The organism is Enterococcus sp. DIV0358 (assembly GCF_051713465.1).
Lineage (GTDB): Bacteria > Bacillota > Bacilli > Lactobacillales > Enterococcaceae > Enterococcus > Enterococcus faecalis.
In genome coordinates, this window is record NZ_JBIOPX010000001.1 from 242,620 (window position 1) to 264,748 (window position 22,129).

The following is a 22,129-nucleotide window of genomic DNA, read 5'->3' on the forward strand; positions in this document are numbered from 1 at the left end:
ACAATGCGCACCCCTAGAGTTTTTTGTGAAAACAAGCTAAAATAGATAAGAAGAGAAAAGGAGGCGTTGATGTGGCACGGGAAGTAATTTTATTTATTGCAGCGAGTATTGATGGTTTCATTGCGGACAAAGCGGGCGGTGTTGCTTGGTTAGAAGAGAATATTCGTGGCGATGAAGAAGATCGTAGTTACGATGAAATGTATGAAAAAATAGACACTGTGGTAATGGGGCGGACTACTTATGATCAAGTGACACAAGAATTGTCCCCAGATGTGTATTTTTATGAAGACAAGCATTCTTATATCATTACCTCTCATCCAGAACCATCAACTGCTTCAAGAACTTTTACAAAGGAAGATCCCGTCACATTAATTCGTCGTATCAAAGAAGAAGACGGCGCGGGAATTTGGATTGTTGGAGGCCCGAAAGTGGTTCAACCGCTTTTGGCAGCTGATTTAATTGATACCTTCATTTTGACGACAATACCACTGTTTCTGGGTGAGGGCATTGCTCTATACGAGACAATGGATCAATCAATCCCAGTTCGTTTAAAACAGGTTTATCAAAAAAATGAGTTGGTTTATTCGATTTATCAACGTGAAAACAAAAATTAAAAAATAATTATTCGGTTGGGCAAGTTGCTTTCAAGGTTTTGAGTTTCTCATAGGGCGAGAGGAACAAAGCAACAGTTGTCTAGCCGTTTGTGTTGTTTTTGATTGACAAAGAAATGGTAGAGGAGAAAAAAATGAAACATCAGATCAAAAGAAGGTTGTATATTTCACCTGTTCAAACAATTGTCTTAGGCTTTTTTCTATTAATTGTTGTAGGCACAATCTTATTAATGATGCCTTTTTCTGCACAAGCTGGACAAAAAACGCAATGGATTGATGCTTTTTTCGTGGCAACTTCCGCCGTCTGTGTTACAGGGCTTTCGCCTTTGAATACGGCGGAACATTGGAGTCCTATCGGGCAAGTTATTATTATGATTTTGATTGAATTAGGCGGCTTAGGCTTTTTAACCGTTGCCACGATTTTCTTTAGTTTGCTGCGGAAAAAAGCGTCACTAAGTGTACGGATGTTGTATCAAGAAGCTTTAAATGTTAGTGAAGTTTCCGGAGTTTTTCGTTTAATGAAATATATTATGAAGTTTGCGGCCATTATTCAATTACTTGGAGCCTTCTTGTTGTCCTTTCAATTTGTGCCAACATTTGGGTGGAAAAAAGGGATGTTTTTTAGTCTCTTCCATGCCGTTTCGGCATTTTGTAATGCTGGCTTTGATTTGCTAGGGGATAGTATGGTTCCTTATCAAAATTCGCCTTATCTTTTACTAGTCATTAGCTTTTTAATTATAGCTGGTGGCTTAGGATTTATTGTGTGGCGCGATATTTTTGCAATGATTAAAGGTTATAAAAATAAAATTAAGCACCGTGTTAGTATTCATACACGCCTTGCTTTAACGGTGACCGCCACCTTTTTAGTCTTAGGGACCGTTATTTTTTACATTTCGGAATATCGCCATTTTCCAGCTGACATGTCTTTTTGGCAGCGTCTTGTCAACAGTTGGTTCTTGTCGGTTACACCAAGAACGGCTGGCTTTTATTCAGTTGATTATTTGAAAATGAGTAATCCAGGCCTGATTGTCACGATTTTGTGGATGTTTATTGGTGGCACTTCAGGATCAACCGCTGGCGGCTTGAAAACCACTACGTTTGGTGTGTTATTTTTACAATTTCGTGCAATTTTTAAAGGGAAACAGCGAGTGGAATTCCATGAACGCACAATTCCTGAGCGAGTAGTGCTCCAAGCGTTTACTTTGTTCTTCTTGGCAACTTTTTTATGTGTAACTGCTTCGGTTATTCTCTCGTTTACAGAAACATTACCTTTAAAAAACGGGATTGAGTATATTGTTTTTGAAGTGATTTCTGCATTTGGAACGGTTGGTTTAACAATGGGGTTAACACCAGATTTAACTGTTTTTGGTAAACTGGTGATTATTTTTCTAATGTTCGTCGGTCGTGTGGGTGTGTACACGGTGTTATTGTCATTAATTAAGAAAGGCTTGGAAAGTCAGTCGAAAGTTCAATATCCAAAAGAATCAGTGATGATTGGTTAATAGAGAAAGAGGGAAATAGAATGGAATTTTTAGGTATTTTATGTTTGATTTTAATTACAACGACTTTAGCAGGTGTTGCTTGTAAAAGAGTAGGAATTCCTGCAGTAATTGGGCAATTGCTAGTAGGGATTGTGTTAGGTCCAGCGATGTTAAATATTGTGCATCAAGATGTGTTTGTGCATGACTTTTCAGAAATTGGTGTCATTATGCTGATGTTTATTGCTGGAATGGAATGTGAATTGGAATTATTGAAAAAATATGCGAAACCTAGTGTCATGGTCGCTATTTTGGGCATCGTTTTACCGGTTGGTTTTACTATGTTGATTGGTCAGCTGTTTGCTTTTTCTTGGAAAGAAGCTTTTTTCCTTGGGTTAGTTTTAGCAGCAACGTCGGTCAGCATTTCAGTAGAAGTATTAAGAGAGTTGAATGTTTTAAGTAGTAAAGAAGGTGCAACGATTCTTGGGGCTTCCGTCGTTGACGATATCGTGGTCGTGATTATTTTAAGTGTCGCTGTCGGCATGATTGGTGCAAGTACAGGCGGCAATACAGAAGTCAGCTTTATTGTTAAGTTAATTGAACAAGGCTTATTCTTTATTGGGATTTTCTTTTTGGTCCGCTTTATCGCTCCCTATTTACTACGTTTAAGTCAAAAAATGAACATTGGGTCGTCTGTTATTATCATGTCATTGATTATCTGTTTGGGCATGGCTTATTTGGCTGATTTAGTTGGTTTAAGTTCTGTCGTAGGTGCCTTTTTTGCAGGGATTGCTGTGGGACAAACGGATGCAAAAACAGAAATTGATTTCAATATTGAAGCTATTGGCTATGCCGTGTTTATTCCCGTCTTCTTTGCCAGCATTGGCTTATCAGTGACATTTAACACGTTAGGAAAAGATTTACCTTTTATTTTGGTAATGACGATTATGGCGATTTTAACGAAATTACTGGGCGGCGCCTGGGGAGCGAAAATGGTTGGTTTCTCCAATACAAGTTCTTTAATGGTCGGTGCTGGGATGGTTTCGCGTGGGGAAATGGCATTAATCATTGCGCAAATTGGCTACCAATCTAAATTACTTTCAGAAGCGTATTATACGAGCATGATTGTGGTAATTATCTTAACGACCTTAGTTGCACCGTTCTTATTGAAATACTTTGTTAAAAAACAAGAATCTGCGTTGCAATAAAAAAAGATGAGCAGAAGTTGTTGACAAAAAAATAAAATAGCTATATGATGAGTTCAAGATAAACGACTACGTTTGTAGTCGATAACCTTGAACTCTTTTTTATTGATGAAGGAGGAATTTAACGAGTATGGCAAAAGATAAATTAGCGACAATTACAGATGCAGAGTGGGAAGTCATGCGGGTTATTTGGACCCAAGGCAAGACCACGAGTCGTGAAGTGCATACACTTTTAAATGAGAAGAAAGAATGGAAATCAACGACCGTCAAGACGTTACTAAGTCGTTTAACAGATAAAGGGTTAGTTGGAACGGAGAAAGCAGGCAATAAATATATTTATTATCCGCTAGTAGAAGAACGTCGGAGCGTTGAAACGGTGGCAGACGAACTTTTAGCTAAGGTGTGCAGCCGTAAAGTTGGTTCCGTGGTAGAAACAATTTTAACAGAGAGTCAGTTGAGTTATGACGATTTGGATCGATTAGAGGAACTCTTGAAAGAGAAGCGCAAGACGGCGGTTGAATCCGTCCCTTGCAACTGTATTCCTGGTCAATGCCAATGTCATTTAATTTAAAAAGGAGTGAAAAAAATGGAAAGTAAAACGTTTGATATTGAAGGGATGAGCTGTGCTTCCTGTGCCCAAACGATTGAAAAGGCTACGACGAAGTTACCTGGGATGGCAAAGGCAAGTGTCAATTTAGCTACGGAAAAATTAAGTGTCACGTATGATCAGACGGAAGTCACAGAAGAAGAAATTAAGGAAGCTGTGTCAGATGCTGGCTACAAGGCGATTAGCCCAGCCCAGCAACGAACGTTTGCGATTGAAGGAATGAGTTGTGCTTCCTGTGCCCAAACGATTGAAAAAGCTGTGAACCAATTATCTGGTGTTCAACAAGCGATTGTTAATTTAGCCACGGAAAAACTGGTGGTTAGTTATGACGACCATCAAGTAACGAGTGCTGAAATTATCAAAGCAGTTACGGATGCAGGTTATCAAGCGACAGAAGAAGTCGCTGCAGGTGCAACAGCGGACCAAGATCGTGAAAAGAAACAAAAACATATTGCTGAGATGTGGCAACGTTTTTGGATCTCAGCGGTGTTTACAGTACCCCTTCTTTATATTGCGATGGGACATATGGTAGGCTTACCATTGCCGGATTTTTTGAATCCAATGACACATGCGACGACCTTTGCAATGGTTCAATTGATTTTGACGTTACCCGTTCTATATGTCGGCAGAGAATTTTTCACAGTTGGTTTTAAAGCATTATTTAAAGGGCATCCGAATATGTTTTCTTTGGTAGCTTTAGGAACCAGTGCTGCTTTTGTGTATAGTTTATATGGCACAGTCATGATATTCTTAGGAGATACAAGTTTTACAATGGCTCTTTATTATGAATCAGCGGGTGTTATTTTAACTTTAATTACATTAGGAAAATATTTCGAAGCTGTTTCAAAAGGGAAAACCTCAGATGCGATAAAAAAATTAATGGGTTTGGCGCCGAAAACTGCTCATATTTTACGTGATGGCGCAGAAATTGAAGTGCCAGTTGATGCTGTTCAGTTGGATGACATTGTGATTGTTCGCCCAGGAGATAAAATCCCTGTTGATGGAGTGATTGTTTCAGGCAGTAGTTCTGTGGATGAAGCCATGTTAACGGGCGAAAGTTTGCCTGTTGAAAAGAAAGTCGGTGATGCAGTAATTGGTGCTAGCATCAATAAAAATGGCAGCTTTCAATTCAAGGCGACAAAAGTGGGAAAAGAGACGGCCCTTGCCCAAATCATTCAATTAGTGGAAGATGCGCAAGGCTCAAAAGCGCCGATTGCACAATTAGCTGATAAAATTTCGGGTGTTTTTGTCCCAATCGTTATTGGTTTGGCTGTTCTTTCTGGCTTGGCTTGGTTCTTTTTAGGACAAGAGTCATGGATTTTCGCTTTGACAATTACCATTTCTGTGTTAGTGATTGCTTGTCCTTGTGCGCTCGGCTTGGCAACGCCGACTGCGATTATGGTGGGGACAGGTAAGGGCGCTGAAAATGGCGTTTTAATTAAAAGTGGGGATGCTTTAGAAACCACTCACAAAATTCAAACAATCGTGTTTGATAAAACAGGAACTATTACAGAAGGCAAACCGGTGGTTACGGATATTTTAGTTGCTGATTCAGCACTTTCAGAAGCTGAGTTACTAACATTAGCAGCTTCTGCAGAACAAGGATCAGAACATCCTCTAGGTGAAGCAATTGTGGGGGCGGCTAAAGAACGTCAATTGCCATTAGCAGAAGGAAGCGATTTTTCAGCGATTCCAGGTCACGGCATCCGTGTGACAGTCAACGAACGAGTCCTACTTTTGGGCAATATAAAATTAATGAAAGAAGAGGCCATCGAGCTATCAACGTTTGTTCAACAAGCGGATCGCTTGGCAGAAGAAGGGAAAACCCCAATGTTTGTGGCAAAAGATGGTTCGTTTGCGGGTATCATTGCGGTAGCAGATACTGTGAAGGATAGCAGTCAAACAGCCATTGCACGTTTGCATAAAATGGGGATCGAAGCCGTGATGATTACGGGAGACAACAAGCGTACTGCAGAGGCGATTGCGAAACAAGTAGGTATCGATCGTGTCTTAAGTGAAGTTTTACCAGAAGATAAAGCGTTAGAAGTGAAAAAACTACAAGCAGAAGGCAAAAAAGTTGCGATGGTGGGTGACGGTATTAATGATGCACCAGCACTTGCCCAAGCGGATGTGGGGATTGCTATTGGTTCAGGCACAGATGTTGCAATGGAATCGGCCGATATTGTGCTAATGCGTAGTGATTTAATGGATGTGCCTACAGCAGTTGAATTAAGTAAAGCGACCATCAAAAACATCAAAGAAAATCTTTTCTGGGCATTTGCCTATAATACATTAGGTATTCCAGTGGCTATGGGTGTGTTACACTTATTTGGTGGACCTTTGTTAAGTCCGATGATTGCAGCAGCAGCTATGAGTTTTAGTTCAGTCTCTGTCTTACTAAACGCTTTACGCTTAAAAGGATTTAAACCTTCGACGGTGAAAAGAACTAGTGGAAGTCAAAAATAAAATTGAAAAGGATGAAGTGAAATGGAAAAAACAGTAAAAATTGATGGGATGAAATGTGATGGCTGTGTTCAAGCGGTCACTGAAAAATTTAGTGGAATTGACGGCGTAACGAATGTTGCGGTTCACTTGGCAGATCAAACAGCCGTTGTGACAGCAGATCGTGAAGTAAGCCAGGATGAACTGAATACCACGTTGGCAGATACAAAATTCAAGGTTGTCAGCGAATAACAAAAAACAGGGCCTACCATCATGAGTAGGCCCTGTTTTTTTGTTATGGAAGTTTTGCTTTGATTTCCTGATAAATCTTAGTCGTTTCTTGACCATCACGCGCAGTATAATAATAAACTTTCTCCCGCGTTTCTATTTTCAGAATCGGATGACTTTTTGTATAAATTAGTAAATAAGCAGGTTTTCCAGCGACTTTAAATTCTCCTGTTAAGTAACTATCTGTCGCAGCACCCATTGTGCGGATGCGTTCTTGAGGTAAGTCATCAATCAAAGAAACAGCAGTGATTTGGTTAAAAGGAATTGACCTTGTTTTTGCTAATGGGGCAGATAACTCAATTTGTTTCTTTTCAATAGTTGCTTGAAAGGCATGACTAGAAAAATCATTTATAAACATTGGTACTGTGGCAAAGAACAGCACTGCAATCGTTAAAATACCAGTAGCGGCTAGAATAATTTTCCCAGCAGGCCGTCCTAGGTTAATAGATAAATTCATACCAATGCGATCAGGAACCATGATTTTGGGGTCCTTTGGATTGATATAAATCCCATACCGCCAATATTGATCATCATCCCCATAGCGATAATCGCCAGCCTGTAAAACGAATTGATCTTGTTTTTTGCGCATTGAAAATAGGTAGTAGAAGAGAAAGCCTACATAAACAAACAAAAGAATAAAATAACAAAAAGTAAGGGCCATCGCAACCGTATAATCAATGACAATTGTGAAAGTTGGTAAAATGGTTAGCGGTGCAAAAACTAAGGCGGATAAAACCATTAAAACAGACCAATGATGCCGAAATAAGTCATTGATTTGCTGATTAATTTTTGAGTCGCTAGTTAGCGGTTTGACAGGTAAGCGCGCAATAAAATAATAGCCGCCAATGAACAAACTTAACATCAAAACAGTAATTAAGAAAAGAATCCAGGAACCAATCGCCGTTTGCAAGGAATAAAAGCCCCCAGCAAAAGTAAGAATAATTGCAGGTAAAAACCACCAAAATGAAATAAGTTTCTGGTTTTTATTTAAAACTAATTGCGTATCGATTAAGAGAGGACGCTTAGGTAGCAACCAGCCGTTTTGCATTTTTAAAGCGGCCATTTTTCGAATATAAACGATTTGCAGATAGTAGCCACTGCCAATAAAACTAAATAAAAGTAACAGAAAAAGGAACAATAAAATCGAATCATAAGGAATAAATAACAAAGGTAAACTAAGAACACTAAAAACGGCTGCTAGTTGAACCAAGCGTTTTTTATAACGTTTTCGGATTGCTTGAACGCTGGGATCTTGTAGTTTATCTTCTGGTAAAGTGTTTTCCAAAATAATATTTTTGTGAGGATTTGCATAAATCCCCATAGTAAATGCCATAAAAAAAGCGACAGAAACTAGGATGAAATAAAAGAATACCGCCATTATAGTGCACGCCCTTTCGAATCAAAATTTTGATAAATTTTCTGAATAAGTGCTTGGATTTCTGCTTCGGATTGCTGATGTAAAAAACTTTCAGCCAACAGAAGTTCTAAACGCTCATGCAATTGCTGTTGCCAAACAGCGGTAGCAGGTAACTTTGCGGCAATTTTGGTGCCGTTACGACGGTCAGTCACAATATAACCTGATTGCTTTAACTTGTTATAAGCTTTTGAAACAGTCATCATATTGACCCCGATTTCGTCCGCCAATTGTCGGATAGAAGGCAAACTTTCATTGGGAACCAGTTCACCTTTGGCAATGCCTACAATGATTTGATCAATGAGTTGCTGATAGATGGGCTGTTCGCTTTGTTCATCTATTTCTAAAAGCATCGAATCACTCCTGTCTTATTTGTGCTATATGTATTATATATACTAATACAAAAAGAGTTGGAAAGCAAGGAATTTAGAGTAAATGGTTGTTTCTGTTTAAAGAGAAGCATATAATGAAGAAGAACGTAAAATGAAAGGACGATGAAAATATGACAGCAATTGAACCAAAATTAACAGAGAAATTCCATCAAGATTTCTTGAACAATAATAAACAAAATGCCTTACAACGTAGTGTAGTAAAAAATGGTATCAGCGCTTCTGGTGAATCTGTACAAGGAGCCGTGAATAACGTACCCGTCTTTTCAGTCGACTTAGCTACTGGAAAAGTGGCCAATCAAAAACAAAGCGGTCGCTGCTGGATGTTTGCGGCATTAAATACATTTAGACATAGAATGTTAAATGCGTTTCAATTAAAAGATTTTGAATTATCACAAAACTATACATTTTTCTGGGATAAATATGAAAAATCAAATTATTTCTATGAAAATATTATTGCAACAGCCGATCAACCGTTGACTAGTCGTAAAGTGGCCTTTTTATTAGCTACACCACAACAAGATGGTGGGCAATGGGATATGATCGTTTCAATTTTTGATAAATATGGCGTAGTGCCTAAAACGGCAATGCCTGAAAGCAGCAACAGTTCCAATTCACGTGATTTAAACAACTATTTAAATAAAAAATTACGCAAAGATGCAACAATTTTACGTAGTTTAATTGAAAAAGGCGCTTCTGCTGAAGAAGTCCAAAAAAACAAAGAAGCAATGTTACAAGAAATTTATAATTTCTTAGCAATCTCTTTAGGAACGCCGCCAGAAACCTTTGATTTTGAATACCGTGACGAAGAAAAAAATTATCATTTGGATCAAAATCTAACACCGCAAACATTCTTTGAAAAATACGTTGGCGTTAATTTACATGATTATGTAAGTATTATTAATGCTCCTACAGAAGATAAACCCTTCAACAAAACATACACTGTTGAAATGTTAGGGAATGTTGTCGGCGGCAAAGAAGTTAAATATTTAAATGTAGAAATGGCTGCTTTCAAAAAATTAGCTGCTGCACAATTGGAACAAGGCGAATCTGTTTGGTTTGGTTGTGATGTCGGACAATCTTCAACACGTGACACAGGAATTATGGCATTAGACGTTTACGATATGAACGATCTTTTTGATATTGATTTTACGATGACTAAAGCAGAACGTTTAGACTTTGGTGAAAGCTTAATGACACACGCCATGGTTTTAACAGGTGTTGATATCGTGGATGGCCAAACAACAAAATGGAAAGTGGAAAATAGCTGGGGCGAAAAAGTCGGTGAAAATGGCTTCTTCGTTATGAGCGATGCGTGGATGGACGAATACACTTATCAAATCGTTGTGCACAAAGATTTATTAACTGACGAACAGAAAAAAGCTTGGGAACAAGCGCCAACTGTTTTGGCACCTTGGGATCCAATGGGAGCATTAGCATAAAACAGAAAAAGAAGGCCCCCGCCGTCATGGCGGGGCCTTCTTTTTACGTTGGGCGGCGAACTTCACGGATTTCGCCCAATGTTGTATAATCATTGCCTGCTAAACGAGCAATCGGTTGGAGTTTTTCAGGTAAAATGTACTGATGTTCTTCATCAAAAACGGCTGAATCAAAATAGAAATCGGTAATTTCTACAATGAATAAATCCGTAATAATTTGACCTTCATGGTTAGCAATAGGTACATATTGATGTAAGCGAGCTTCCATCCGAATCGGCGCGGCTTTGATTGCTGGAACAGCAACAGTCTGGCTAGCAATGGTTTCAATACCGAATGTGTCAATTTCACTGATCTCTGCTGCTAAAGACGCCGAAGTCTGATTCATTTGAGTAAGAACGTCTTCGTTAACGAAATGGATGACAAGTTCTTTAGTAGCCAAGATATTTCGTGCCGTATCTTTAGGCTCTTTGTCTGGTCGTAAAATGGACAACGTTGCTAAAGGAATTTCAGCTGCCGCCGCATTAAAGAAACTAAAGGGAGCAGCGTTGACGACACCTGTGGCTGTATCTTGTGTCGTAACCCAAGCGATTGGTCGAGGAATAATGCTTCCTGATAAAAATTTATACGCTGTTTTTGCAGATAACTCGTTACTATTGTAATGAATCATAGGAGCCTCCTAGAAAAAATACTAATTTCGTTGAATATTCGCATCTGAAGTATCGAAAGGACGCACAAATTCTTCAATCCCTGCCCGTTTTGGTTCTAAAAATGGCGGTAATGATAATTTTTCGCCAGCGTGTTCATAGGTTTCATCCTCTAAAAATCCAGGACCATCGGTTGCCAGTTCAAATAAAACATGTGTTGCTGCCAAGAAATATTCAGATTTAAAGTAAAAACGTTCCACAAAGCCAGAATTAGGAAATTCCAAACGATTAATTTTTTCAATCCAGAAACGTAGTGCTTCCTCATCGGCAACACGCAAGGCTAAGTGATGGACATTGCCGTAGCCTTCTTGAGCCGCTGGCAAATCTTCCCGATGCTCTACGATAATGCTGGCACCATTCCCACCTTCGCCAACTTCAAATAAATGGAAACTACCTTCAGCATCAATCAATTTGAACCCTAAAACTTCAGTTAAAACTAGTTGCAGATGTTCGTAATTTTCGACAGTTACAAAGGCTGGTCCTAAGCCGATTAAAGCATGTTCACTAGGAACGTTAGATTTTTTCCAAGGCGTGCCGGCTTCGACACCTTGGTTCTTTTCATCAGAAATAAGTTGGTAACGTTGATTGTCAAAATCTTCAAATTCTAAATACTTTTTACCAAAACGTTCTTGAATTTCTCCATGATCAATTTCATATTTATTAAAGCGTGATACCCAGTAATCCAAAGCAGCATCATCTTTTACACGGAAGGAAGTACGAGAAATTGTATTGGTTCCTTTGGTTCCTTTAGGTAAGCCTGGGAAGTCAAAGAAAGTCATATCTGTTCCGGGAGAGCCGGCATCATCAGCAAAAAATAAATGATATGTTTCAATATCGTCTTGGTTGACAGTCTTCTTAATTAAACGTAGACCTAAAATATCGGTGAAAAAGTGATAAATTTTTTCAGCACTTGAAGTCATGGCAGTGACGTGGTGTAAACCTAAAATTTGTGTATTCATAATAAAAATCCTCCTAAAAGAAAAATAATTTTTTAATTAACTAACTTACTAAAAGTAAGTTTAAATGATTAGTCCTAAAAATGCAAAAGAAATGTCTCGAATTCGAACTATTATTTTTTAGTTGATTTTTTTTTAAAATAAGAATATAATAGCCTGAGATATTTTAATACATAAACTTTCGTAAACATCGCCGGATGCTTGCGACTAAAGTGTTAATGAACAGTTCTTAGGCCATAGCTGAACTGTTTGTTGGCACTTTTTTTGTTTGGAAGGGAAGGGAAACAAGATGAGTAAAGCTTGGTTAAAAGTTATTTTTGGCGCTTTTTGTGAAGTGATTTGGGTCATTGGCATGAAGCATAGCACAACATGGTGGGAGATTTTAGGGACAGTAATCGCAATCTTTATCAGTTTCTATGCGTTGATTAAAGCAGGAGAGGAATTGCCAGTCGGCACAGCCTATGCTGTATTTGTCGGCTTAGGTAGCGCTGGAACTATTGTGACAGATCATTTTTTATTCCACACACCATTGGGCATAGGAAAAGTTCTTTTTCTGTTGCTGTTATTAATAGGTGTAATTGGCTTAAAAATGGTAACTGGAAATAAAGAGGAGGAAACAAGATGAGTTGGTTATACTTAGTTATTGCAGGCTGTTTTGAAATCTTTGGCGTAGGTTCAATTAAATTATTTACAACAAAAAAAGACTTACGTTCATTGTTAATTTTAATTCTAGCGTTTAGTGGTAGTTTTTTATTTTTATATTTAGGGATGAGACAACTGCCGATGGGCGTTTCTTATGCAGTTTGGACAGGAATTGGTACAGCAGGAGGCGCTATTTTAGGAATGCTCTTAGGTGAATCAAAAGACCCACGCCGGATATTTTTTATTTTTTTAATCATTGTTTCTGTGATTGGTTTAAAATTAATTGGTTAGAAAGCGAGAGAACATTGTTTGGATTATTGAAAGATCGGTGAGTAAAATTTAAAAAGAGACAGAACCAAATGCGGTGTTCTGTCTCAAAATAGCTTTTATTTTACGAGGTTACTATAACGTGTCGCAAATTCATTGTTGTAGGACTTGCCGTTGACATCTTGACCAACGTCCCAATTTGCAGACCAGGTCATTAAGCCACGGATAGGATTACCGTCTTTTGCTAACTGATCAAAAGTTTTGGCTACAGGGGTAACCTCAACGACATAGCCGCTACCAGCAGCATCCCGATTTGCTGGTAAACCAAGGACTAATTTATCGTTTGGTATCTGTAGATAGCCGCGCGTGCCATGGATTAATGAATCAGACATATAATAGAGGAACTCGTATTTTAGAGCATCGTTGCTTTGAGCAACCCAAGTCATAATTTCATCAACCCAGACACCGTCGCCGCCTTGGTTATATAATTGTGGAGCAATGTAATCATAATAACCATTTAGGGAAGTAATGTATGTTTCATAAGCGGCACCAGGTTTTAAATAAGGGAATTCTGGCGCCATCGTAATGATGAAATTTTTTCCTTGTGCTCGATAATGGTCTTTGACTATTTTCAACGCAGCAGGGATGACGGTTTGGTTGTCGCCAGCAGTAATCGCCAATTGCTCTAAGTCGATGTCTAAACCATCAAAGCCGTATGTTTCCACTTGACGAATGATTTCATTCGCAAAGGCTTGTTCATCGCCTTTGACTAATTGGATATGTGCATCTGCTCCACCAAGTGCCAATAAAACTGCGCGACCTTGACTATTTAATTGTGCGACTTCTTGTCGGAAGGCAGTGTCCGTTTGGTTATAAGGCTTGAACGTAGGAATCCGTGTCGTACCATCGCTTTTCATGAAGGAAACCGGTACGACATTGTAGGCTTGATTTACTTCTGAAAGGTTCAGTGATGCTGATGTTCCTTGTTTGTAACCATCGCGTCCTTTTGAGGCCCAGTTATGCCAATATCCAACCAACACTTTTTTGCCAGAGATATCTACCATCGTATCCGCAGCATCTGCAGAAGCTTGAGTAGGCGTTAACCACAAGCCAACTGCTACGGTTGAAAGAAGCAGAAAAGCAGGGATTATTTTTTTTAGCTTCATTTTTTGAGAACTCCTTTAATTTAGTTTAAGATGTGAGTATTTTTACTGAATGTTCACATCAATCGCTTGGTAAAAGGCGTTCACCGTATCACCAATGCCCCAGACAGCGTAAATGACATGATAACCTTTGCGGTCTGTCGGAATATTAATTGTTTGTTTAACAACTTTATTAGGAACTTCTTGTTTGCCGTCAATTGAAGCAATTTTGTCGAAGTTTTTAATGTCTAATGGTTGATTTGGATTCCAGCCATTTTTAGTAATATAGTAATCCCAAGAAGCAGTTCTATGTTGGGCAGTTAAGTTCCAAGTGATGTCAAGGGGACCTGTTGTAATGTTTGTTTTGTGCCAACGAGTAGCTGTTTGTTCATCCAAAGGTTCAAAACCTGAGACACCTGCACTGGCTAATTTACCAGTAATAAACGTATTTTTGGGCGCTTCGATACTTTGAGGTTCCCATTGTGCACGACCAACATTTGTATTTAAGTTACCACCAGCAGAACTACCAAAGAAAGCACGACTTCCAGGACTTGCTACGTAACCATGAGCCTCTGAAACAGTAGGGGCCAATGCAGCGCCACCTAAAACAAAACTAAAAGCCCGGACGATTGTTAATAAACTCTTTTTCATGAAAAAACCTCCTAAAAAATTATTTTGTATGCTCTTACAGATAGGGATATAACATAATAATCTTTCGGATACAAATAATAAGAAATGTTATTTTTAAAAATAAAACAATATTTTTTAAGTAATATTAAGAACGTTTTTAAATAATATAAATAATAGTGTTTTTCAAAGTTTTGTTAATTTTTCATTCGGAATCGCAATTGAAGAAATCACGTGGTATACTTTTAAGAAGAAACAATGACACGAAAGTAGCCATTGGAAAAAGGAGATTATTTCGTGGGAAAAAAACATACATCCTCTTATGAAGTTGCCTACTATGACGGCGATTTTACTGGTGCAATGAAGATACCGGCTTTGTTAGCGGTTGTCATTAAAGTATCAGAAGAACAAACAGAATTACTAGGAAGAGATGCGGCTTATGTCGCTCAATTTGGCCTAGGCTGGGTCATCACCAATTATGAAATAGAGATTCACCGCTTACCAAAAGTTGGTGAAAAAGTAGCAATTACAACGCAAGCTATGAGTTATAACAAATATTTTTGTTATCGTAACTTTTGGGTTCATGATGAAAAAGGCAATGAATGTGTCTTTGTGAAATCAACCTTTGTCTTAATGGATCAAAAAAATCGGAAAATCAGTAGTGTGTTACCAGAAATTATTGCACCTTTTGATTCTGAAAAAATCACTAAAATTTATCGCCATGAAAAAATTGAAAAAGTCACAGAGGGGAACTTTTTACCTTATCGTGTGCGTTTTTTTGATATTGATGGCAATCAACATGTTAATAATGCGATTTACTTTAATTGGTTATTGGATGTGTTAGGGTATGACTTTTTAACAACGCATCAACCGAAAAAAATTCTTGTGAAATTTGATAAAGAAGTAGAATACGGCCAAGAAGTCGAAAGTCATTACGAAATTGTCGAACAAGAAAATCAGTTGAAAACGCGCCATGAGATTCGGATTGATGGTCAAACCTATTGTGAAGCGAATATCGATTGGACCAACTAAGTTAAGATGACGATTTAAAAAATAAAAAGTTACGCAGAGGAGGAAGGACATGATTCGCTTAGGATTAACATCTTTTAGTGAACACGACTATTTAACTGGAAAAAAACGGGCCACGCTTTATGAATATGCCAGTCATTTACCGCTAGTTGAAATGGACACGGCGTATTACGGGATTCCTCCCAAAGAACGAGTAGCTGAATGGGTCAAAGCAGTTCCTGAAAGCTTTCGCTTTGTCATGAAAGTTTATAGTGGAATCAGTTGTCAAGGTGAGTGGCAGACTTATTATGCAAGTGAAGAAGAAATGATCACCGCCTTTTTAGAAAGTATGGCCCCATTAATTGAAAGTAAAAAATTATTTGCCTTTCTGGTACAATTTTCAGGAACATTTGGTTGTACGAAAGAAAATGTCGCTTACTTGCAAAAAATTCGTCACTGGTTTAAAGACCTACCCATCGCCATTGAATTACGAAATAATTCATGGTATCAACCAAACTTTGTAAAACAAATGTTGCAATTTATGAAAGAAAATCAATTTTCACTTGTGATTGTAGATGAACCGCAGATTCCTACGAATCCAGTGCCCTTTTATCCTTATGTAACGAATCCTAATCTCGTGCTCTTCCGGTTTCACGGACGTAATGCGGCTGGCTGGTTAGCCAATGATGCAGAGTGGCGAAAAAAAAGAACCCTTTATCATTATAATACGCAGGAAATCGCTGATTTAAGCGAAGCTGTTTTAAAAATGTCGCAAGAAGCTAAAGAAGTGGGCGTAATTTTTAATAATAATTCTGGCGGCGATGCCGCAGAAAACGCTCTACAGATGCAAAAAGTCTTGAATTTGAGTTACGATGATTTGAATCCAAAACAATTAGATTTATTTTGAGAAAGAAGGTAGCTGAATGTCTGAAAAGCAATCCCCTTATGAAATGGCTTGTGCCTTCCACGAGGTTTTTAATCCACAACAACCAGAGCAACCAACTGCTTTTTCGCCAGAGCTAGCCAGTCGACGAGCAGAGTTTAAAGTCGAAGAACTTGTAGAATTTTTATATAGTGCTGCTGATAATGACCAAGTGCTTTTTCAACAATTGGTCAACGGATTAAAAAAATCTGTCGATAAAGCAGAGCAGAAAGTCTTGGCGAAAGGCAAACCAGTATCTGATCCTTTAGTGGAGGAAGTGGATGCACTAGTTGATTTATTGTATTTTACTTATGGTTCGTTTTGCTTAATGGGCGTCAATCCAACAAAAATTATTGAAATCGTTCATCAAGCCAATATGGGGAAATTATTTCCAGATGGGCAGCCACATTATGATCCAGAAACAAATAAAGTATTGAAACCTGAAAATTGGGAACAAGATTTTGCGCCAGAAGCTAAAATTAAAGCGGAAATTCAACGCCAATTGAAAATTACTGAAACCAATGAAAAAGACGAATGAGAAAACTCATTCGTCTTTTTCATTAATCATGGAAGAACGTCCGATATAAGGCTTTGATGGCTTTTTCCTCTTGTTCTTTTTTGATACCAAACATAATACTTACTTCCGAAGATCCTTGGTTAATCATTTCTAAGTTGATTTTTTCTTTGGCTAACGCCATTGTACTTTCAGCAGTAACCCCAATTCGTTGGCGCATGCCTTCCCCGACAATCATAATCATAGAAAGATGATGCGTGATGCGTAACTCATCAGGCGCTAAAACTTCTTGGAGTTGAGCCATCAGTCGATTTTCAATTTCAGTTGTTAACTGGTCTTCTCTTAAAACAATCGTGATGTCATCAATTCCTGAGGGCATATGCTCATAGCTCAAGGCTAATTTTTCTAGTACTTCTAAGAGCCGTCGCCCAAAACCTAATTCTCTATTCATTAAATACTTACTAATGTAAATACTTGCGAACCCTTGATCACTAGCAATTCCTACAACAGGAGCATGCTTCACTTTGCGAGAGGTGGTAATTAGGGTGCCAGGATGATGTGGGTTGTTGGTATTTTTGATAACGACTGGAATATTTGCGCGATAGGCAGGCATTAAGGCTTCGTCGTGGAGGACGGCAAAGCCTGCATAAGCTAACTCCCGCATTTCTCTGTAGGTCAATTCTTGAATCGTTTGAGGCTGTTCAATAATTCCAGGATGGGCGACATAAATTCCGTCCACATCGGTAAAGTTTTCATACAAATCTGCTTGAACACCTGCGGCAACAATGGACCCTGTGATATCGGAACCGCCACGAGAAAAAGTACAAATTTCGCCGGCTTCTGTATAACCAAAGAAACCTGGAATAACCAAGATTTGTTGAGTCTCACGATAGACACTAATTTTCTCTAAAGCTTTTGGTAAAATGCGGGCATTGCCTGGCTCAGGTGTCACTAGGAGACCTAATTCTTTTGGACTAATGTAGCGAGCATCTAAGCCATTTTGCTTGAAAAAACTGGCAACAACTTTTGCATTATTGTCCTCACCGCTAGCTAAAAAATAGTCAAATAAAAAAGCATTGTTTTCTTTTGGTAAAGTGGCTAATTGGCGAATCGAAATAGCAATATCAGCTAAAACTGCTTTATCCAAGTGTAATTCATCAAAAAGATCTTCATAACGACGAATGATGGCAGAGATTGTCGATTCAATTTCCTCATTATTTAAGTAGCGCTGATAGTATTGAATCAATAAATCAGTCACTTTAATATCTTGCGGGGTTCGCTTTCCAGGAGCGGATACAACGACAAACGTTCGGCGCGGCTCTTCCTTGACGATTTGTAAGACTTTCTGTAACTGTGGTGCTGATGCTAGCGAGCTACCGCCGAATTTAACTACGTTCACGTTTATCACTCCTGTTTTTAATTATTTTCTCATTTGTAGATTAGTAAAAGGATACCGAAAAACATTTAGAAAAGCAACCACTTATTTTCAGAAAGTTAGGAAATCATGAAAATATTTGTTCTTCATTTTTCCTTAAAATTTTGTTAAACTGTAAAGATATGAGTCGTAACGAAGGAGTTAAATAGTATGACAGAATCCAAAACTGCCATTATTTTTGATATGGACGGTGTCCTAGTAGATAGCGAAGCTTATTATTATGAGCGACGTAAAGCATTTTTAGCGGAATTTGATTTGACCATTGAGGACCTAACCTTGCCAGAATTAGTCGGTGCGGATATGCGTTCATTATGGCAAAAGATTGAACAAGTCAACAAAAAAGAGCTAGATATTGCTTTTTTAAATGAACAATACATAGCCTATAAAAAAGCGCATCCGATAGATTATTTAGCTGTGCTTGATGAAAATGCGAAACGTGTTTTACAATTTTTAAAAAGACAAGGCTATAAAATCGGATTAGCTTCTTCTTCCACAAAAGACGCAATTGAAGAGGTTTTGACAGTGGGGCAATTAAGTAGTTATTTTGATGCGGTCGTGAGTGGGGAAGATTTCGAAGAAAGTAAACCGGCGCCGGATATTTATCTGCACACGTTACAAGAATTAGCTGTTGCGCCACAGGAATGTATAGCCATTGAAGATTCAGAAAAAGGCATTGCCTCTGCCAAAGAAGCTGGGCTAGAAGTTTGGGCTATGCGCGATGAACACTTTGGGATGGATCAAAGTCAAGCGGATGCCTTCTTAACACAACTAAGTGATATTTGTAAAAAAATTAGTGAAAATCGGATCGATGAAGGCAGTGAATCAACCCCTTCGTAAGAAGATCGCGGGTTTTCTTAAAAAAGTTTGTTATAACTAGTGAATGAATATACAGTTTGTGCTATAATTTTCTATAGGTATTTCTGCAAGAATGCCCTTTTTCAAGGGTCAGGAACAATAGATAACCGTGTGAAGAGAACAAACAACCTTTCTTTTATTATAGAAAAATTATCGGAGGAGCCAAAATGAAGAATAATTGGATTATCATTTTAGTACTAGTAATCGTTATTATTGCTGCGGTGCTATACTTAATTGGTTATTTTATGCGCAAAAAAAATCAAGAACAATTAGATGAATTAGAAGTTCGTAAAGAAGCCCTGTTTGACTTGCCAGTCTTTGAAGAAATCGATGACATTAAAAAAATGCATCTAGTTGGACAGAGTCAAAATAGTTTCCGTGAATGGAATCAACGCTGGGTAGAACTATCAACGCGTTCTTTCGCCGAACTAGAGAGTCAAATTTATGAAGTCGAAAATCAAAATGAAATTTTCCGTTTCATGAAAGCGAAGAAAGCAGTCGTGGAAGCGAATGAAACGATGACCGAAATGGAAGCCGAAGTGGAAGTCATTCGTAATGGCTTGAAAGAATTACGTGAAAGTGAAGAGCGCAATTCATTAGAAGTTCAAAAAGCTTTGGATGTCTATGAAGAATTAAGTAAATCACTAAAAGATGATAAAGCTAGCTTTGGTCCAGCTTACTCCGAAATCCAAAAACAATTAAGAAACGTCGAAATTGAATTCACACAATTTGTCACACTAAATACATCGGGGGACCCAATCGAGGCTCGAGAAGTCCTAGAAGATGCGGAACGTCATACGTATGAATTGGAAGACTTAATGAAACGGATTCCACCAATGTATGAAGAATTAAATGAAACTTTCCCAGATCAATTAAAAGAAATCGAAGAAGGCTATAACCAATTATTAGCTGACGATTACGTGTTCCCTGAACAAAACTTTGCTGAAGAAATTCAACATGCGAAAAAACGTGTCGAGAATTCAATGGCTGATTTAGAAAAAACAGAGATTGCCGCAGTAGAGGTTGCGAACCGCGACACAGCAACGGCGATTGATGCATTATATGAAGTGATGGAACGTGAGATTGAAGCGAAGAAATATGTCGTAACCAATCAAAAAATTATTGACGATTATATTTCTCATTCCTTAAAAAATAACCGTCAATTAATGATTGAATTGGACCATGTATCACAAAGCTATACCTTAAACAACAACGAGCTAGGACGTAGTCGTGGCTTCCAAACGGAAATTGAAGAAATTATCCGCCGTCAAAAAGACTTGGAACCTCGAATGAAAGAACATACCGTTCCTTACTCTGAAATTCAAGCGTTCTATAAAGAATGCTATAAGATTTTAGATGATATTGAAAATCAACAATTAGAAATTGATGCTTCATTGAAAGAACTAAGAAAAGGCGAAAAAGTCGCCCAAGAAAAAGTCGACGAATACGAATTCCGTTTACGGAGTATCAAACGGTATGTTGAAAAGCAACGATTACCAGGTTTGTCTGCTGATTACTTAGAATTTTTCTATGTGGCAACGGATCGAATTGAAGATTTAAGCCGAGCCTTAAATAAAATGCGCATTAACATGGATGAAATCAATCGTTTGTGTGACTTATGCGAAGATGATTTAGAGTTATTAGATAAGAAAACAAAAGATTTAGTCAATGCAGCAGCTCTGACAGAACAAATGATGCAATATGCAAACCGCTATCGTCATACTCACGAGAACATCCGAACGGCTTTAGATAAAAGCATGTATTTATTCTCGACAGAATTCCGTTATCAAGATGCATTAGATGAAATTGGAACAGCATTGGAAGCTGTTGAGCCAGGGGCGTTCAAACGAATCGAAGATTTTTATTTTAAAAATATCAATAACCCTAATTTAACAGCAATTTAATTAAACAATCACTAAACAGAGGTTTGTCGACAGACAAGCCTCTGTTTTTATGGCGTGGTGGTGACTTGAAGTGATACTTTAGAAAGTATATAATGGGAAAGAATTTTAAAAAAGAAGGGTGACAAATGATTTATTTTGATAATAGTGCAACTACACCGATTTACCCCCAGGCTTTAGATACATATGTAAAAACCAGTCAGCGGATTATTGGCAATCCGTCTAGTCTGCATGACTTAGGCAGCCAAGCGAATCGGCTCTTACAACAAGCACGGAAGCAGATTGCGGAGCTAATCAATGTTTCAGCAAATGAAATCTATTTTACAAGTGGCGGAACTGAAGGAGATAACTGGGTTTTAAAAGGAACGGCAATCGAAAAACGAGAATTTGGTAATCATATTATTATTTCTGCAGTGGAACATCCAGCAGTTACAGAAACAGCGGAACAATTAGTCGAACTAGGTTTTGAACTTTCTTATGCGCCAGTGGATAAAGAAGGTCGTGTGAAAGTCGAGGAATTACAGAAATTAATTAGAAAAGAAACGATTTTGGTTTCTGTTATGGCAGTCAACAATGAAGTGGGAACGATTCAACCAATTAAAGAAATCAGCGAGGTTTTAGCGGAGTTTCCTAAAATTCATTTTCATGTAGACGCGGTTCAAGCAATTGGGAAAGTCAATGACTCAGAGTGGTTAACGGATCGGGTGGATTTTGCAACATTTTCTGCACATAAATTTCATGGACCACGAGGCATTGGTTTTATGTATTGGAAACAAGGAAAACGTTTAGCGCCGCTTTTAACAGGAGGCGGGCAAGAAAACAACCAACGCAGTGGGACAGAAAACGTACCAGCAATTGTGGCAATGGCCAAAGCGTTGCGTTTGCATTTAGAGAACGAACAACAACGGCCGCAACATGTGGCGACATTACGGAGTTATTTATTAAAGGCGCTAGAAGAATTTCAAAATGTGACTGTTTTTTCACAAGATAATGAACATTTTGCGCCACACATTTTATGTTTTGCTTTGAAAGGGATTCGCGGCGAAGTGCTAGTCCATGCATTGGAAGAAAAACAGATTTATATTTCTACTACGAGTGCTTGTTCTAGTCGGAAAAAAATGGCTAGCAGCACCTTATATGCCATGCATGTGCCAGGGGAATTAGCGACTTCCGCTGTGCGCATTAGTTTAGATGAAAGCAATACAATGGCAGAGATTGAACAATTTATGATTGTTTTCAACCAACTTTATCAAAAATTTTCTCGTGTAAATTAATAAAAAAAT

General features: G+C 38.2%; 22 protein-coding genes. 15 read left to right on the plus strand and 7 right to left on the minus strand.

The window, feature by feature from the left end:
* Nucleotides 1-71 precede the first annotated feature (71 nt).
* The 6 genes from IGK70_RS01295 to IGK70_RS01320 all read left to right on the plus strand — a co-directional run bounded on the left by IGK70_RS01295 (nucleotide 72) and on the right by IGK70_RS01320 (nucleotide 6,595).
* Nucleotides 72-614 (plus strand): dihydrofolate reductase family protein, encoded by a 543-nt coding sequence (locus IGK70_RS01295; protein ID WP_002419241.1) that lies wholly within the window; start codon nucleotides 72-74, stop codon nucleotides 612-614.
* A gap of 131 nt (nucleotides 615-745) precedes the next feature.
* Complete coding sequence (locus IGK70_RS01300) at nucleotides 746-2,113, plus strand: TrkH family potassium uptake protein (protein WP_002362943.1); 1,368 nt, start codon at nucleotides 746-748, stop codon at nucleotides 2,111-2,113.
* A 20-nt stretch (nucleotides 2,114-2,133) separates the two neighbouring features.
* Complete coding sequence (locus tag IGK70_RS01305; RefSeq protein WP_002355211.1) at nucleotides 2,134-3,297, plus strand: cation:proton antiporter; 1,164 nt, start codon at nucleotides 2,134-2,136, stop codon at nucleotides 3,295-3,297.
* 127 nt (nucleotides 3,298-3,424) lie between these two features.
* Nucleotides 3,425-3,865, plus strand: a complete 441-nt coding sequence (locus IGK70_RS01310; RefSeq protein ID WP_002358353.1) for a CopY/TcrY family copper transport repressor — start codon at nucleotides 3,425-3,427, stop codon at nucleotides 3,863-3,865.
* 15 nt (nucleotides 3,866-3,880) lie between these two features.
* The gene (locus IGK70_RS01315; protein ID WP_104855590.1) at nucleotides 3,881-6,367 is read left to right on the plus strand and encodes a heavy metal translocating P-type ATPase; all 2,487 of its coding nucleotides are present in this window, start codon (nucleotides 3,881-3,883) and stop codon (nucleotides 6,365-6,367) included.
* A gap of 21 nt (nucleotides 6,368-6,388) precedes the next feature.
* Nucleotides 6,389-6,595 (plus strand): heavy-metal-associated domain-containing protein, encoded by a 207-nt coding sequence (locus tag IGK70_RS01320; RefSeq protein ID WP_002355215.1) that lies wholly within the window; start codon nucleotides 6,389-6,391, stop codon nucleotides 6,593-6,595.
* A gap of 43 nt (nucleotides 6,596-6,638) precedes the next feature.
* Here the strand turns inward: IGK70_RS01320 and IGK70_RS01325 are convergent, their stop codons facing one another.
* Nucleotides 6,639-8,009, minus strand: coding sequence for a PH domain-containing protein (locus tag IGK70_RS01325; RefSeq protein ID WP_010715002.1), 1,371 nt, complete (start codon nucleotides 8,007-8,009; stop codon nucleotides 6,639-6,641).
* On the minus strand, nucleotides 8,009-8,398 hold the full coding sequence (locus tag IGK70_RS01330; protein WP_002358356.1) for a GntR family transcriptional regulator: 390 nt from the start codon (nucleotides 8,396-8,398) through the stop codon (nucleotides 8,009-8,011). The genes IGK70_RS01325 and IGK70_RS01330 overlap by 1 nt, the downstream gene beginning before the upstream one ends.
* Before the next feature lie 149 nt (nucleotides 8,399-8,547).
* On the opposite strand from IGK70_RS01330, the gene IGK70_RS01335 reads away from it, so the two are divergent.
* Nucleotides 8,548-9,876: an aminopeptidase C gene (locus tag IGK70_RS01335; protein ID WP_002358357.1), complete on the plus strand. Its 1,329-nt coding sequence runs from the start codon at nucleotides 8,548-8,550 to the stop codon at nucleotides 9,874-9,876.
* 43 nt (nucleotides 9,877-9,919) lie between these two features.
* On the opposite strand, the gene IGK70_RS01340 is transcribed toward IGK70_RS01335, so the two are convergent.
* Complete coding sequence (locus IGK70_RS01340) at nucleotides 9,920-10,540, minus strand: flavin reductase family protein (protein WP_002375773.1); 621 nt, start codon at nucleotides 10,538-10,540, stop codon at nucleotides 9,920-9,922.
* A gap of 21 nt (nucleotides 10,541-10,561) precedes the next feature.
* The gene (locus IGK70_RS01345; RefSeq protein ID WP_438775148.1) at nucleotides 10,562-11,536 is read right to left on the minus strand and encodes a ring-cleaving dioxygenase; all 975 of its coding nucleotides are present in this window, start codon (nucleotides 11,534-11,536) and stop codon (nucleotides 10,562-10,564) included.
* Between the two features lie 265 nt (nucleotides 11,537-11,801).
* Here IGK70_RS01345 and IGK70_RS01350 point away from each other — a divergent pair, with 265 nt between their 5' ends.
* Both IGK70_RS01350 and IGK70_RS01355 read left to right on the plus strand, forming a co-directional pair.
* Nucleotides 11,802-12,158 (plus strand): DMT family transporter, encoded by a 357-nt coding sequence (locus tag IGK70_RS01350; protein WP_002397559.1) that lies wholly within the window; start codon nucleotides 11,802-11,804, stop codon nucleotides 12,156-12,158.
* A complete protein-coding gene (locus IGK70_RS01355) occupies nucleotides 12,155-12,466 on the plus strand; it encodes a DMT family transporter (RefSeq protein ID WP_002361148.1) in 312 nt (103 codons plus the stop codon). The genes IGK70_RS01350 and IGK70_RS01355 overlap by 4 nt, the downstream gene beginning before the upstream one ends.
* Before the next feature lie 95 nt (nucleotides 12,467-12,561).
* On the opposite strand, the gene IGK70_RS01360 is transcribed toward IGK70_RS01355, so the two are convergent.
* Both IGK70_RS01360 and IGK70_RS01365 read right to left on the minus strand, forming a co-directional pair.
* On the minus strand, nucleotides 12,562-13,608 hold the full coding sequence (locus IGK70_RS01360) for a chitinase (protein WP_104855591.1): 1,047 nt from the start codon (nucleotides 13,606-13,608) through the stop codon (nucleotides 12,562-12,564).
* 42 nt (nucleotides 13,609-13,650) lie between these two features.
* Entirely contained in the window at nucleotides 13,651-14,235 is a 585-nt protein-coding gene (locus IGK70_RS01365; protein ID WP_220421666.1) for a lytic polysaccharide monooxygenase, read from the minus strand.
* Nucleotides 14,236-14,508: 273 nt separating this feature from the next.
* Between IGK70_RS01365 and IGK70_RS01370 the strand changes: the two genes are divergently transcribed.
* From IGK70_RS01370 to IGK70_RS01380, 3 genes are read left to right on the plus strand one after another with little or no spacing between them, the layout of a single operon-like run.
* Nucleotides 14,509-15,243: an acyl-ACP thioesterase domain-containing protein gene (locus IGK70_RS01370; RefSeq protein WP_010826316.1), complete on the plus strand. Its 735-nt coding sequence runs from the start codon at nucleotides 14,509-14,511 to the stop codon at nucleotides 15,241-15,243.
* A 49-nt stretch (nucleotides 15,244-15,292) separates the two neighbouring features.
* Nucleotides 15,293-16,126, plus strand: coding sequence for a DUF72 domain-containing protein (locus tag IGK70_RS01375; protein ID WP_104855592.1), 834 nt, complete (start codon nucleotides 15,293-15,295; stop codon nucleotides 16,124-16,126).
* Nucleotides 16,127-16,142: 16 nt separating this feature from the next.
* A complete protein-coding gene (locus IGK70_RS01380; RefSeq protein ID WP_002355230.1) occupies nucleotides 16,143-16,679 on the plus strand; it encodes a haloacid dehalogenase in 537 nt (178 codons plus the stop codon).
* 22 nt (nucleotides 16,680-16,701) lie between these two features.
* Here IGK70_RS01380 and IGK70_RS01385 read toward each other — a convergent pair whose 3' ends face one another.
* Nucleotides 16,702-18,054 (minus strand): aspartate kinase, encoded by a 1,353-nt coding sequence (locus IGK70_RS01385; protein WP_002391510.1) that lies wholly within the window; start codon nucleotides 18,052-18,054, stop codon nucleotides 16,702-16,704.
* Between the two features lie 186 nt (nucleotides 18,055-18,240).
* Between IGK70_RS01385 and IGK70_RS01390 the strand changes: the two genes are divergently transcribed.
* From IGK70_RS01390 to IGK70_RS01400, 3 genes are all read left to right on the plus strand, one after another.
* Complete coding sequence (locus IGK70_RS01390; RefSeq protein ID WP_104855593.1) at nucleotides 18,241-18,927, plus strand: HAD family hydrolase; 687 nt, start codon at nucleotides 18,241-18,243, stop codon at nucleotides 18,925-18,927.
* 185 nt (nucleotides 18,928-19,112) lie between these two features.
* A complete protein-coding gene (gene ezrA, locus IGK70_RS01395; RefSeq protein ID WP_002375789.1) occupies nucleotides 19,113-20,849 on the plus strand; it encodes a septation ring formation regulator EzrA in 1,737 nt (578 codons plus the stop codon).
* Nucleotides 20,850-20,974: 125 nt separating this feature from the next.
* Nucleotides 20,975-22,120 carry a cysteine desulfurase family protein gene (locus IGK70_RS01400; RefSeq protein ID WP_002375791.1) on the plus strand — a complete coding sequence of 382 codons (1,146 nt, stop codon included), beginning with the start codon at nucleotides 20,975-20,977 and terminating at the stop codon, nucleotides 22,118-22,120.
* Nucleotides 22,121-22,129: the final 9 nt, after the last annotated feature.